11 protein-coding genes are annotated in these 14036 nt (G+C 67.0%); 4 read left to right on the forward strand and 7 right to left on the reverse strand.

Going from position 1 to position 14036, the window contains the following annotated elements; translation table 11 throughout:
- Nucleotides 1–10: 10 nt before the first annotated feature.
- From ASE63_RS23140 to ASE63_RS23160, 5 genes are all read right to left on the reverse strand, one after another.
- Nucleotides 11–313, reverse strand: coding sequence for an alkylphosphonate utilization protein (locus ASE63_RS23140; protein ID WP_156410559.1), 303 nt, complete (start codon nucleotides 311–313; stop codon nucleotides 11–13).
- 156 nt (nucleotides 314–469) lie between these two features.
- Nucleotides 470–4225: a methionine synthase gene (gene metH / locus ASE63_RS23145; protein ID WP_056807257.1), complete on the reverse strand. Its 3756-nt coding sequence runs from the start codon at nucleotides 4223–4225 to the stop codon at nucleotides 470–472.
- Nucleotides 4226–4353: 128 nt separating this feature from the next.
- Complete coding sequence (gene metF, locus ASE63_RS23150) at nucleotides 4354–5265, reverse strand: methylenetetrahydrofolate reductase [NAD(P)H] (protein WP_156410560.1); 912 nt, start codon at nucleotides 5263–5265, stop codon at nucleotides 4354–4356.
- Entirely contained in the window at nucleotides 5265–6278 is a 1014-nt protein-coding gene (locus ASE63_RS23155) for a metalloregulator ArsR/SmtB family transcription factor (protein ID WP_082610228.1), read from the reverse strand. Before ASE63_RS23155 ends, metF begins: the two co-directional genes overlap by 1 nt.
- A 128-nt stretch (nucleotides 6279–6406) precedes the next feature.
- The gene (locus tag ASE63_RS23160) at nucleotides 6407–7846 is read right to left on the reverse strand and encodes a PLP-dependent aminotransferase family protein (protein WP_056807265.1); all 1440 of its coding nucleotides are present in this window, start codon (nucleotides 7844–7846) and stop codon (nucleotides 6407–6409) included.
- A gap of 103 nt (nucleotides 7847–7949) precedes the next feature.
- On the opposite strand from ASE63_RS23160, the gene ASE63_RS23165 reads away from it, so the two are divergent.
- A complete protein-coding gene (locus tag ASE63_RS23165) occupies nucleotides 7950–8831 on the forward strand; it encodes a DMT family transporter (protein WP_056807529.1) in 882 nt (293 codons plus the stop codon).
- A 328-nt stretch (nucleotides 8832–9159) separates the two neighbouring features.
- Here the strand turns inward: ASE63_RS23165 and ASE63_RS23170 are convergent, their stop codons facing one another.
- Both ASE63_RS23170 and ASE63_RS23175 read right to left on the reverse strand, forming a co-directional pair.
- Nucleotides 9160–9363 (reverse strand): cold-shock protein, encoded by a 204-nt coding sequence (locus ASE63_RS23170; RefSeq protein WP_056807268.1) that lies wholly within the window; start codon nucleotides 9361–9363, stop codon nucleotides 9160–9162.
- A 135-nt stretch (nucleotides 9364–9498) separates the two neighbouring features.
- Nucleotides 9499–11733 (reverse strand): glycoside hydrolase family 3 N-terminal domain-containing protein, encoded by a 2235-nt coding sequence (locus ASE63_RS23175; protein WP_056807271.1) that lies wholly within the window; start codon nucleotides 11731–11733, stop codon nucleotides 9499–9501.
- 149 nt (nucleotides 11734–11882) lie between these two features.
- Between ASE63_RS23175 and ASE63_RS23180 the strand changes: the two genes are divergently transcribed.
- The 3 genes from ASE63_RS23180 (at nucleotide 11883) to ASE63_RS23190 (ending at nucleotide 14036) form a co-directional block, all read left to right on the forward strand.
- Nucleotides 11883–12512 carry a YitT family protein gene (locus ASE63_RS23180; RefSeq protein WP_056807276.1) on the forward strand — a complete coding sequence of 210 codons (630 nt, stop codon included), beginning with the start codon at nucleotides 11883–11885 and terminating at the stop codon, nucleotides 12510–12512.
- A 95-nt stretch (nucleotides 12513–12607) separates the two neighbouring features.
- Nucleotides 12608–13780 (forward strand): alpha-hydroxy acid oxidase, encoded by a 1173-nt coding sequence (locus ASE63_RS23185; RefSeq protein ID WP_056807279.1) that lies wholly within the window; start codon nucleotides 12608–12610, stop codon nucleotides 13778–13780.
- Nucleotides 13781–13823: 43 nt separating this feature from the next.
- Nucleotides 13824–14036: a DUF4287 domain-containing protein gene (locus ASE63_RS23190; protein ID WP_056807281.1), complete on the forward strand. Its 213-nt coding sequence runs from the start codon at nucleotides 13824–13826 to the stop codon at nucleotides 14034–14036.

Below are 14036 nucleotides of genomic sequence, written 5' to 3' on the forward strand. Positions count from 1 at the left end.
CCGGCCGGCCTCAGCGCTTGCGCACGAATTCGGTCCGCAGCACCAGGCCGCGGATCGTGTCGTGACGGCAATCGATCTCCTCGGGGTCCTCGGTCAGCCGGATCAAGCGGATCACCGTGCCCTGCTTGAGGGTCTGGCCCGCGCCCTTGACCTTGAGGTCCTTGACCAGGACGACGGAATCGCCGTCGGCGAGGATATTGCCGGCGGCGTCCCGCACCTCGACGCGCGCCGCAGCGGCGGCCGCAGCCGCAACCTCCGAAGCCGGGCGCCACTCGCCCGTGGCCTCGTCATAGACGTAATCGTCGTCGGCCATGGCCACTCCTTCGCAATCAGGAGATGGCCATAGCGCCTGCGGCGCCGAAACGGAACCTCTCCGTCATTTGCGAGGAGCGCAGCGACGAAGCAATCCAGGGGGATTTGGCGCTCTGCCGCCCCTGGATTGCTTCGCTTGCGCTCGCAATGACGGTTGTTACTCCGCCGCCTGCAGCCGATAGGCAGCGGTGTCGTAGTTGAGGATCGGTGCCAGCCAGCGCTCGACCTCCTCGATGCTCATGCCCTTGCGCTGGGCATAGTCCTCGACCTGATCGCGCTCGACCTTGGCGACGCCGAAGTAATAGGCGTCCGGATGCGAGAGATAGATTCCCGAGACCGACGAGCCCGGCCACATCGCATAGCTTTCCGTGACCTTCACGCCGACGCGGCGCTCGGCCTCCAGCAGGCGGAACAGCGTTTCCTTCTCGGTGTGGTCGGGTTGGGCCGGATAGCCCGGCGCAGGGCGGATGCCCTGATACTCCTCGCGGATCAGCTCGTCGTTCGAGAAGGCCTCGTCCGCCGCGTAGCCCCAGTACTCCTTGCGGACAAGCTGGTGCATGCGTTCGGCCATCGCCTCGGCGAAACGGTCGGCCAGCGCCTTGACCATGATCGAGCGGTAGTCGTCGTTGTCGCGGGCGAACTTCTCGGAGATGCGCTCCTCCTCCGCCCCGGCCGTGACCACGAAGGCGCCGACATAATCGGGCCGCTCGATGCCTTCCGGCGCGACGAAGTCGGAGATGCACATGTTCGGCTTGCCGTCGCGCTTGGAGAGCTGCTGGCGCAGGCCGTGGAAGGTCGCAAGCGTCTCGGACCGGCTCTCGCCGGTATAGAGGCGGATGTCGTCGCCGACGGCATTCGCCGGCCAGAAGCCGATCACAGCCTTCGGGTTGAACCAGCGCTCCTCGACGATGCGCTTCAGCATCGCCTGCGCATCGTCCCAGAGCGCGCGCGCCGCCTCGCCCTGCTTCTCGTCCTCGAGGATCTGCGGGAAGCGGCCCTTCATCTCCCAGGTCTGGAAGAACGGCGTCCAGTCGATCACCGGCACCAGATCGGCGATGTCGTAGGTGCGGAAGGTGCGGGTGCCGAGGAAGCTCGGCTTCGGCGGCTTGTATCCGGCCCAGTCCGGCTTGAAGGCGTTGGTGCGCGCCTTCTCGATCGACAGGCGCTGCTTGTCGGCCTCGGAGCGGCGATGGGCTGCCGCGACCTTGGCGTACTCGCCCCTGACGCCCTCGACATAGGGCCCCTTCTGCTCGCTGGAGAGCAGGCTGGAGACCACGCCGACGGCGCGCGAGGCGTCGTTCACATGCACCGTCTGCCCACGTTCATAGGCCGGGTGGATCTTCACCGCGGTGTGGACGCGGCTCGTCGTCGCCCCGCCGATCAGGAGCGGAATGTCGAAGCCCTCGCGCTCCATCTCGGTCGCGACCGTCACCATCTCGTCGAGCGAAGGCGTGATCAGTCCGGACAGGCCGATGATGTCGACATTCTCCTTGCGGGCGACGTCGAGGATCTTCTGCGTCGGCACCATCACGCCGAGATCGATGACCTCGTAATTGTTGCACTGGAGCACGACGCCGACGATGTTCTTGCCGATGTCGTGGACATCACCCTTGACCGTCGCCATCAGCACCTTGCCGGCAGCCGAGCGCTCGGAGCCGCCGTTCAGGCGCTTCTCCTCCTCCATATACGGCATCAGATAGGCGACGGCCTGCTTCATCACGCGGGCGGATTTCACCACCTGCGGCAGGAACATCTTGCCGGCCCCGAACAGGTCCCCGACCACGTTCATCCCGGCCATCAGCGGCCCCTCGATGACATGCAGCGGCTTAGCGGCGTTCTGGCGGGCTTCCTCGGTGTCGGCGTCGATGAATGCGGTGATGCCGTTGACCAGCGCATGCTCCAACCGCTTCTCGACCGGCAGCTCGCGCCAGGCCATGTCCTTGCCCGAGACCGCCACGGAGCCGTCGCCCTTGAAGCGCGGCGCAGCGTCGAGCAGGCGCTCGGTCGAGTCCTTGCGGCGGTTGAGGACGACGTCCTCGCAGAGCTCGCGCAGCTCAGGGTCGAGATCGTCATAGGAGCCGAGCTGGCCCGCATTGACGATGCCCATGTCCATGCCGACCTTGATGGCGTGGTACAGGAAGACCGAGTGCATGGCTTCGCGGACCTTCTCGTTGCCGCGGAACGAGAAGGACAGGTTCGAGACTCCACCCGAGATATGGGCGTGCGGCAGCGTCTCGCGGATCGTCTTCGTCGCCTCGATGAAGTCGTTGCCGTAGTTGTCGTGTTCCTCGATGCCGGTCGCCACCGCAAAGACGTTCGGGTCGAAGATGATGTCCTCGGGCGGGAAGCCGATCTCCTCGGTCAGGAGCTTGTAGGCCCGCGAGCAGATCTCGATCTTGCGCTCATAGGTGTCGGCCTGGCCCTTCTCGTCGAAGGCCATGACGACGACCGCCGCGCCGTAGTTCCGGCAGATCCGGGCATGCTCCAGGAAGGCCTCCTCGCCCTCCTTCATCGAGATCGAGTTGACGATCGGCTTGCCCTGGATCGTCTTCAGCCCGGCCTCGATGACATGGAACTTCGACGAGTCGACCATGATCGGCACGCGGGAGATGTCCGGTTCCGAGGCGATCAGGTTGCAGAACTCGGTCATCGCCTTCTCGGAATCGAGCAGGCCCTCATCCATATTGATGTCGATGACCTGCGCGCCGTTGGCGACCTGGTCGCGCGCAACGTCGAGCGCGGCGGCATAGTCCCCATTGGTGATAAGCTTGCGGAACTTGGCCGAGCCGGTGACGTTCGTGCGCTCGCCGACATTCACGAAGGGAATGGTCTCGTCGAGCGTGAAGGGTTCCAGCCCCGCCAGCCGCAGATAGGGCTTCACCTCGGGAGCCTGCCGCGGCGCCTTGCCGGCCACCGCCTGCGCGATCGCCGCGATATGCCCGGGCGTCGTGCCGCAGCAGCCGCCGACGACATTGACGAGCCCGGCATCGGCGAACTCGGCCAGCATCGCCGCCGTCGCCTCGGGGCTCTCGTCATAGAGGCCGAACTCGTTCGGCAGGCCGGCATTGGGGTAGGCGCAGATCAGCGTGTCGGCGACGCGCGAGAGATCCTTGATATGGGCGCGCATCTCGCGCGCACCGAGCGCGCAGTTCAGGCCGATGGTCAGCGGCGCGGCATGGCGGATCGCGTTCCAGAACGCTTCCGTGGTCTGCCCGGACAGGGTGCGGCCCGAGAGGTCGGTGATCGTGCCGGAGATCATCACCGGCAGGCGGATGCCGCGCTCGCGATAGACGTTCTCGATCGCGACGATCGCCGCCTTGGCGTTCAGCGTGTCGAAGATCGTCTCGACCAGGATGATCTCGGAGCCGCCGTCGATCAGGCCCCTCACCTGCTCGGCATAGGATTCGCGCACCTGATCGAAGGTCACCGCCCGGAAGCCCGGATTGTTGACGTCGGGCGAGATCGACAGCGTGCGGTTGGTCGGGCCGATCGCGCCGGCGACATAGCGGCGGCGGCCGTCCTCCTTCTGCGCCATCGCGGCGGCCTCGCGGGCGACGCGCGAAGCTTCCACGTTCAGCTCATAGGCCAGCGCCTCCATGCCGTAATCGGCCTGGGCGATCTGGGTCGAGGAGAAGGTGTTGGTCTCGACGATGTCGGCACCGGCCCGGAAATAGGCCAGATGGATGTCGCGGATCGCCTCGGGCTGGGTCAGCACCAGCAGGTCGTTGTTGCCCTTGAGGTCGTGGTTCCAGCCCTTGAAGCGCTCGGCCCGGAAATCGGCCTCCGAGAACTTCTGGTCCTGGATCTGCGTGCCCATCGCGCCGTCGAGCACGAGGATGCGCTCGGAGGCGGACTGGCGCAGCGCACGCTCGATCTCGGCGCCGTCGACGGGAGTGGGCTGGAAATCGGACATCGTCACGCTTTCACCAATTTGATGCTCAGTCATTGCCGTCATTGCGAGGAGCGAAGCGACGAAGCAATCCAGGGCCGCGGAACGCTACGTCTTCCTGGATTGCTTCGCTTTCGCTCGCAATGACGAATTCACTCCGCCGCAGCCGCCTGCGCCGCCGCTGCTTCAGGCTTGACCCCGACCAGATGGCAGATCGCATAGACCAGATCGGCCTTGTTCATCGTATAGAAATGCAGATCGGTCGCGCCGCGGTCGATCAGGTCGAGAGCCTGCTCGGCACAGACGGCGGCAGCCACCAGCCGCCGCGTCGCGGCATCGTCCTCCAGACCCTCGAAGCGGTCTGCCAGCCATTGCGGCACGCTCGCCCCGGTCTTGCGGGCAAAATTCGCGGTCTGCCTGAAGTTCTGCACCGGCACGATACCCGGCAGGATCGGAATATTGATGCCCTTTGCCCGGACGCGGTCGAGATAGCGGAAATAGACGTCGTTATCGAAGAAGAACTGGGTGATCGCGCGGGTCGCGCCGGCATCGACCTTCTTCTTCAGCGCGTCGATGTCGGCGTCGAGCGAGGCGGCCTCCGGATGCTTCTCCGGATAGGCCGAAACCGTGACCTCGAAATCGCCGATGCGCTTGAGGCCGGCGACGAGGTCAGAGGTCTGGTGATAGCCCTGCGGATGCGGCTCGTAGGCAGTGCCGAGACCGCCCGCAGGATCGCCGCGCAGCGCCACGACATGGCGCACCCCCGCCTCCCAATAGGCGCGGATGACCTCGTCCACCTCGGCGCAGGAGGCGGAGACGCAGGTCAGATGCGCGGCCGGCTTCAGGCCGGTCTCCTCGACCATGCGCTTGACGGTGGCGTGAGTGCGCTCGCGCGTCGACCCACCGGCGCCATAGGTCACCGAAACGAAGGAGGGGCCGAGCGGCTCGAGCCGGCGCACGCTCTCCCAGAGCGCGACCTCCATCTCCTCCGTCTTGGGCGGGAAGAACTCGAAGGACACTTTCGGGCGGCAGGAGCCGTGCCGGCTGGGGCGAAACGCGTTCATCAGGCTACCTCTAGATTAGTCTGCCGCACGGGCGGGTCGGACTGGACGCGTCGGTCCGCGCCCCGCCACAGCATGACCGGAAGCTGTCCGGAACGGCCGCCGGCAAGCGTGATTTCCTCGGACAGGTCGCAGGCAAGACCGACCTCGGCGAACCAGCCGGCGATCTGCGCCCGCGAGAAGCCGAGCCGGCGATGGGCATGCTCGGTGCGCAGGAATTCCATTTCATGCGGCGCGAAATCGACCACGATCAGCCGCCCGCCCGGAGCCAGCATCGCAGCCGCCTCCCGCACCGCCCGCCCCGGATCGTCGAGGAAATGCAGCACCTGATGGATGATGACGACGTCGAAGGCGCCGCGCGGGAAGGGCAGCGCGTAGATGTCGCCCTGGCGCAGCTCGACGCGGGAAAGCCCCGCCTTCTCCAGATTCGCGCGCGCCACGGCCAGCATGGCGTGGTTGGCGTCGACGCCGATGGCGCGACCGAATTTCGGCGCGATGCGCTCCAGCATCCGCCCGGTCCCGGTGCCGAGATCGAGCAGGCCGCCCGGTGTGCCGTTGCCGACGGCGGCTTCCACGGCCGCTTCCACCGCCTCGTCCGGCACATGCAGCGAGCGCAGCCGATCCCAATCGCGCGCGACGCTGGCGAAATAGCTCTGCGCCACCTCGGCCCGCGCCCCGCGCACCGCCGCGAGCCGCTCGCGATCGGCTGCGAGCACCGGGTCGGAACGGTCGAGCCAGGCGGCCAGCGAGGCGGCGAAGGCGCCGCCCGGCCCGGTCTCGTCGAGGCGGAAGAAGGCCCAGGCGCCCTCGCGCGAGCGCCGCACCAGCCCGGCCTCGGCCAGAAGCTTGAGATGGCGGGAGATGCGCGGCTGGGACTGACCGAGGATGTCGGTCAGGTCCGACACCGACAATTCGCCTTCGGACAGCAGCGCCAGGATGCGCAGCCGCGTCTCCTCGCCCGCGGCCCGCAGGCCGGCAAGCAGAACATCCGAGGAGAGCGTGGTCGGCTGGCGCAAGTGCCCGAACTCCATTCGTCAGGAAAAAAGATATAAAGATATCTTTATGTCAGACACGGATGCGACGCAAGCTCTATCTCGGCTGGTGGACCGTATCGGCTCCCGCTTCGACGCGCTCGAAAACGCCGTTAGGGACCACTCTCCACTCCGCCGCCACGCGACGGGGCTGCCTCCATGGCGCGCGCCAGAGCCCGGAACAGCCGAGGGTCGCCCGACTGCGCCACGTTGAAGCGGAGGAACCGGCTCGCGCTCTGCGACAGGCTGTAGACGTTGCCCGGCGCCAGCACGATGCCTTCCGCCAGCAATTGCCGGGCGATGGGGGCGGAATCCATCCCCTCCGGCAGGGCGCACCACAGGAACATGCCGGCGCGCGGCTCTATCCAGGGCATGATGCCGAGCGCCTTCAGCCGCGACGCGGTCTCGCCCATGGCGGCTGCGAGCCTAGCGCGCAGACCGTCCATGTATTTGCGATAACTGCCATCCCTGAGACAGGTCAGGACGAGTTCGGCCGCGAGCCGCCCGGTCCCGAAGGATGCGGCGATCTTCTGGTCGATCAGCGCCTCGATCCAGTCCGGCTGCGCCACGATGTAGCCGCAGCGAACGGAGGCCGAGAGGGATTTCGAGAAGCTGCCGATCTGGACCACCCGCTCAAGCCCGTCGAAGGCGGCGAGGCGTGGCGCCGGCTCCGGCTCGAAATCCGCGAAGATGTCGTCCTCGACGATGGTCAGCCCGTATTGTTCTGCGAGCTTCAGCACGCGATGGGCGACGACCGGCGAGAGCGTCGCGCCCGTCGGGTTGTGGAGGGCGGAATTCGTGACGTAGAGCCGCGGGCGCTGCTCGGCCAGTACCTGCTCGAACACGCCCGTATCCGGCCCCTGAGGCGTGTAGGGCACCCCGACAATGCGCACCCGATGCGCCCTGAGCAGGGCGTGGAAGTTGAAATAGCAGGGATCGTCGACGAGCACGGTGTCGCCCGGCTCGACCAGGAAGCGGCAGACGAGATCCAGCGCCTGCGTGCCGGACTCCGCCAGCATGATCCGGTCCGGCCCCGCCTCGATGCCATGCACCGCCAGGCGGCGGCCGAGAACCTGGCGCAGCGGCAGCAGGCCGAGCGGCGTGCCGTAGTCACCCAGCGTCTCCGCCGGCGCACGCGCGAGCGTCCGCAGCGCCCGCCTCAGGCTGTCCTGCGGCAGCCATTCCGGCGGCAGCCAGCCGCAACCCGGCTTGAGCACGCCCTCGCCGGCATCGAGCGACTGGCGCGAGACCCAGAACGGATCGACCGCACGCTCGAGCTTCGGCCCGAGATCGGCCAGCGAGAACGGCGGCGCATGGCCAGCGACGTAGAAGCCGGAACCCCGTCGCGCCAGGATCACGCCCTCCGCAGCGAGACGGTCATAGGCTTCCACCACGGTGGATTTCGACACCGCCATCGTCTCGGCAAAGCTGCGGATCGAAGGCAGCTTGGCGCCGGAAGCCAGCGTGCGCCCAGCGATGCGGGCCCGGATCGCGGCCATGACGCGATCGACGCGCGTGCCACCCAGCCGTTCAGATCCGTCGCCTCGCAACATCCGTACTGCCTCCGAGAGCAGGACAGTTTGCATCAACTGTCCTGAACTGTCTCTGGCAAAGTCGCCGACGCGGCGCGATGCAGGCACGATCTGTTCCGGAATGGTGGACGCGATGGCGAGCGGCTGGCTCAACGGCTTCCTCGGCGTGCTGATCTTCGCCGGCTCGCTTCCCGCAACCCGGGTGGCGGTCGCCGATTTCGACCCGCTTTTCCTGACACTGGCGCGCGCCGCGATCGCCGGCATCGTCGCGCTGGCGCTGCTGGTCGCTTTCCACGAGAAGCGCCCGGAACGGCGCGATATTCTCCCGCTCGTGGTTGTCGCGCTCTGCGTCGTCATTGGCTTCCCGCTGCTGACGGCGCTGGCCCTGCAGCATGTCACGACCGCGCATTCGATCGTCTTCGTCGGCCTGCTGCCACTAGCGACTGCGAGCTTCGGCGTCCTGCGCGGCGGCGAGCGGCCACGGCCGGCCTTCTGGATCTTCTCCTGCATCGGCAGCGCGCTGGTCGCGGGCTTTGCCACCTCGCAAGGCTTCGCGGCCTCCCCGACCGGCGACCTGCTGATGCTCGCGGCCATCGTCGCCTGCGGGCTCGGCTATGCCGAAGGCGCCGCGCTGTCGCGCCGGCTCGGCGGCTGGCAGGTGATCTGCTGGGCGCTGCTGCTGTCGCTGCCGGTCACAGCCGGCCTCGCCTTGGCGACGATGCCGGCCTCCTTCGCCGAGACGAGCCGGCCGGCCTGGCTCGGCCTCGCCTATGTCTCGCTGTTCAGCATGCTGATCGGCTTCGTCTTCTGGTATCGCGGGCTGGCCCAGGGCGGCATCGCAGCCGTCGGGCAGTTGCAGCTGCTGCAGCCCTTCTTCGGACTCGGCCTGGCGGCGCTCCTGCTCGGCGAGACGGTGAGCTGGCAGATGCTGGCCGTCTCGGCGGCCGTCGCGAGCTGCGTCGCCGGCGCCAAGCACTTCGCCGATGCCAGGCGCTATGCGCGATAGAGCCATAGCGACGGAAACACGGCGTCATCCCGGACAAGCTGCGGAGCAGCGCTGATCCGCGATCCATCGGAGAACGCTGAGAGACCGCTTCGGATGACGACGCGTTTCCAGGAAAACACGCCATGCCCACGGTTCAGCCAAAGTACACCCAAAGCACACCGTGCCGCCGATGTGGCCGAGCGGCGGCATCAGCAACGATCGACCCGCCGCAGCAGCTCCAAAGAGGCCGCTGGGCGCGACAAATCCCATTCAGCGGGCAGCGCCTGAGCGCGCCCGCTGTCGCGGCGGCCGGGGCAGGCACACCGCGACGGTTATGAAGTAGCCGAGCTCACATCACCTGGAGCGAGCCCGCCGCAGTCTTGCCGCGCTCGGTCTTGAGCTCGAACGAGATCTGCTGGCCTTCTGTCAGCGTCATCAGACCCGCTTCCTTTACGGCAGTGATGTGGACGAACACATCCTTGCCGCCGTCGGCGGGCTGAATGAAACCAAAGCCCTTCTCGGTATTGAACCACTTGACGGTGCCGGTCGCCATCGCCGCATCCTTTAGAAGTCAACGCATCTTCGCGACCGCCTGTTTACAAGCGACAGTCGGTCGCGCCTTCGAAGGATTGACAGAATTTTTTAGCTTGTCGAGGCCAAAGGAGGAGTAGGCGACCTAGCCTTATGATCAAGACTTGACCAGCAGCAGTTTCGCCGAAACCGACGACTGTGAAGACCCCCCGAGATATATCTCGACTTCGCCGGGATCGACGATATAGCGGCCCTCTTCATCATGTGCGCCAAGCCGCGACGCCTCCAGCCGGAAGCGCACGGCGCGAGTCTCGCCGGCACGCAGCGAAACCTTGTCGAAGCCCTTGAGTTCCCTCATCGGGCGTGAGCGGCTGGCGACCGGCTGGCGGATATAGAGCTGCACCACCTCCTGCCCGTCACGGGAGCCGGCATTGGTCACGTCCACGGAAACCTCGACCACGCCGTCAAGCGGCACTTTCGGCTTGGAGACCTGCGCATTGGTATAGGTGAAGCTGGTATAGGAAAGACCGTGGCCGAAGGCGTAGAGCGGCTCGTTGGCCTCGTCCATGAAGATCGACTCGTAGCGCTGGCGGATCTTCTGCGGCCGCCCCGTCGGGAGGTGGTCGTAATAGACCGGGATCTGGCCGACCGAGCGCGGGAAGCTCATCGGCACCCGGCCCGACGGATTGACCTTGCCGGTCAGGATGTCGGCGATCGCCGTGCGCCCCTCGGTGCCGCCATGGAAGGTCTGCAGGATCGCCGCGACATGGGCGTCGGCCCAGCTGAGCACGAGGGGGCGCCCCGTCGCCAGCACCAGCACCACCGGCTTGCCCGTCGCGACGAGCGCCTCCAGCAATTCCTGCTGCACGCCCGGCAGGTCGAGCCTGGTGCGCGAGGCGCCCTCGCCCATGAACTCGCAATCCTCGCCCAGCATGGCCACGACCAGATCGCTCGCCGCCGCCGCGCGGATTGCGGCCTCCTTGTCGGCGAATTCAAGGCCGCAATTCTTCTTGAAGGCCGGCTCGTAGGTGACGGCGACATCCTTGGGCAGCCGCTCGCGCAGCGCGTCCGGCAAGGGGGTGATGACGCGCCGGCCGAGCCCCGCGGGATCGGTCCAGACGCGCTCGTCCTCCGGCACCGCCATGGCGCCGATCACGGCGACCGACTTCACCGTGTCGCGGATCGGCAAAGTCTCGTTGGCGTTCTTGAGCAGGATCGCGCCTTCCTGCGCCGCCTGAAGCGCGACCTTGCGGGCCTCTTCGGTCTGCATCAGCTTGGGCGCAGCGGCGGGGTCGACGTCGGGCTTGTCGAACAGGCCGAGATGAAACTTCACCCGCAGCACGCGCCGTACGGCCTCGTCGAGCGCCTTCACCGGCACGTGGCCGGCCTTGACCTCGCCGGCGAGATGCTTGTGGTAGACGTCGCCCATCATGTCCATGTCGATGCCGGCGAGCAGCGCCTTGCGCGCGGCTTCCGCGTCGTCCTTGGCGATGCCGTGCAGGCGCAGCTCCGTGATCGAGCCGAAATCGGAGGTGACGAAGCCCTTGAACCCCCATTTGCCGCGCAACAGGTCCGTCAGCATGCCGCGATGCGCAGTCGTCGGCACGCCGTTCAGCGCATTGAAGGCGGCCATTGCGGTCATAGACCCCGCATCGAACGACGCCTTGAACGGCGGCAGGAACAGGTCGAAGAGCTGGCTCGTCGGAATCCAGGTCGAGTTGTAGTCGCGGCCGGCTTCGGCCGCGCCATAGCCGACGAAGTGCTTGACCGAGGCTGCGACCCCGCCGCGCTGATAGCCGCCCGTGCGGGCCGCCGCGACCACCGAGCCGAGGAAGGCATCCTCGCCCGCGCCTTCCAGCACCCGGCCCCAGCGCGGGTCGCGCGAGATGTCGACCATCGGCGCAAAGGTCCAGTTGATGCCGGCCGCCGCCGCCTCGCGCCCGGTCCAGTAGGCCGCCTGCTCGATCAGCGCCGGATTCCAGCTCGAGGCCTGGCCGAGCGGCAGCGGGAAATAGGTCGAGAAGCCATGGACGGCGTCTAGCCCGATGATCAGCGGGATCTTCAGCCGGCTCTCGCGGACGGCCTTCTGGACCTCGAGAACCTCGGCCGGGACGACGAAGTTCATCACGCCGCCCATGCGGCCAGCCCTGACCTGGTTGACGTCGAAGCCTTCGCCGCGCCCCGAAAGATGCAGCTGGCCGACCTTCTCCTCCAGCGTCATGCGCTTGAGCAGCGCGTCGATGCGGCGCTCGATCTCGGTCGCCTCGCGGCCGGTCTTCCAGCCGACCGCCTGCTGGGCCGAGGCCGGCGCCTGCTCGGCTCGCGCCGACGGGGACAGGGCCGCAATGGCGAGGCAGCAGGCGAAGAGCGGGGCGGCGAGCCGCAGGATCATGGAGGACAGCTTTCGACGAGGAAAGGTGAAGGCGGATGACGGATGTCGAGCGCCGCCCTACAGGAATGATCCGGCGGGCTCAACCTTGGCTGGCTCGCCGGTTGCATCGCAGGCACCGCCTGAACGCCTCCTGAATCGGACCCGCCCGCATGTCGCAATCAACCGCGCCACTCGCCTCGCCGATGGAACGGCACCGGCTCTACGAGGATGCGCTGGCAATCCTCCTCGGCACGCTGATGGTCAGCGTCGGCATCGCGCTTTTCGCCGAGGCGACGATCATGACCGGCGGGGCGGCCGGGCTGGCGCTGCTGCTTCAATATGCCACCGGGCTCGAGTTCGGCCTGCTCTTCTTCGCCGTCAACCTGCCTTTCTACTGGCTCGCCTTCCGGCGCATGGGGCTGGCCTTCACGCTGCGAACCTTCGTCGCGGTCGGCCTGGTCTCGCTTCTGGTCCAGGCGACGCCGCTCTGGCTCGACATCGGCACGGTTCAGCCGGTCTATGCGGCACTTGCCGGCGGCGGCGCGATGGGGCTCGGCCTCCTGGTTCTGGCCCGCCACCGCACCGCGATCGGCGGCGTCAACATCCTCGCGCTCTATCTGCAGGAGAAGCGCGGCTGGCGTGCGGGCTGGGTCCAGCTCGCCATCGATGCGGCGATCTTCGCCGGCGCCTGCTTCGTCCTGCCGCTCGACAGGCTGGCAATCTCGCTGCTCGGCACGCTCGTGCTGAATGCGGTGCTCGGCATGAACCACAAGCCGGGGCGCTACAGAGGCGTATCCTGAAGAGCAGCGGCCCGCGACGCCGCGTGACCTTGCGTGCCGGCACGCGGCATGCGAGTCACCCGCCCGGTTGAACACCTGCGACGAGGCTCGATACAATGGCCCAGCCCCTGACCATCGAAGATCTGCGTATTCTCGCCAAGCGCCGCGTCCCGCGCATGTTCTACGACTACGCAGATTCCGGCGCCTGGACCGAAGGCACCTACCGCGCCAACGAAACCGACTTCGCCAAGATCAAATTGCGCCAGCGGATCGCGGTCGACATGACCGACCGTACGCTCGAATCGACGATGGTCGGCCAGCGGGTTGCGATGCCCGTCGCGATCGCCCCGACCGGAATGACGGGGATGCAGCATGCCGATGGCGAGATACTCGCCGCTCGTGCAGCCCACAAGGCCGGCGTTCCCTTCACCCTGTCGACCATGAGCATCTGCTCGATGGAAGACATCGCCAACCATGTCGGCCAGCCCTTCTGGTTCCAGCTTTACGTGATGAAGGATCGCGAGTTCATCGCCCGTCTGATTCAGCGCGCCAAGGCTGCTGGAGTGACGGCGCTGATGCTGACGGTCGACCTGCAGATTCTGGGCCAGCGCCACAAGGACATCCGCAACGGCCTCTCCGCACCGCCGAAACCGACACTCGCCAACCTGATCAATCTCGCGACAAAGCCACGCTGGTGCCTGAAGATGCTGGACACGCCGCGCCGGCAGTTCGGCAACATCGTCGGCCATGTCAGCGGCGTCGCCGACGTCTCCTCGCTCTCCTCCTGGACCTCCTCGCAGTTCGACCCGAAGCTGAACTGGGACGACGTCAAGTGGATCAAGGATCAGTGGGGCGGCAAGCTGATCCTCAAGGGCATCCTCGACCCTGAGGATGCCGAGATCGCGGCGCAGTCGGGCGCCGATGCGCTGATCGTCTCCAACCATGGGGGCCGCCAGCTCGACGGCGCCCTCTCCTCGATCGAGGCGCTGCCGGCGATCGTCGATCAGGTCGGCAACCGTATCGAGGTGCTGTTCGACGGCGGCATCCGCTCGGGCCAGGACATCATCAAGGCGCTGGCGCTCGGCGCGCACGGCACCTTCATCGGCCGCGCCTTCCTCTACGGTCTCGGCGCCATGGGCGAGAAAGGCGTGACGCTGACGCTCGACATCATCCGCAAGGAGCTCGACGTGACGATGGCGCTCTGCGGCCTGCGCGACGTCAGGAACGTCGACGAGCGCATCCTCGCCGGCGGTCGCGAGGGCGCGATCAGGCGGCTGTCTGCGGCCTGATCGCCGAGGCGACATCCCGCTTTCACCCCACTGGAGGTCCGAGATGGCCGAGCAGCCGATCAAGGGGCCGGCGTCGTATTTTCCCTCCATCGAGAAGAAATACGGCCGCCCGATCGCCGAATGGAAAGCTCTCGTCAGGGCGCGCTATCCCGCCAGGCACATGGAGCTGGTGGCGATGCTCAAGACGGAGCACGGCCTGGGCCATGGTCACGCCAACGCCATCGTCGCGGACACCTTGGCCGAGGACAAGAAGTAG

The sequence above is a fragment of the Allobosea sp. Root381 genome, assembly GCF_001429395.1.
Classification (GTDB): Bacteria; Pseudomonadota; Alphaproteobacteria; order Rhizobiales; family Beijerinckiaceae; genus Allobosea.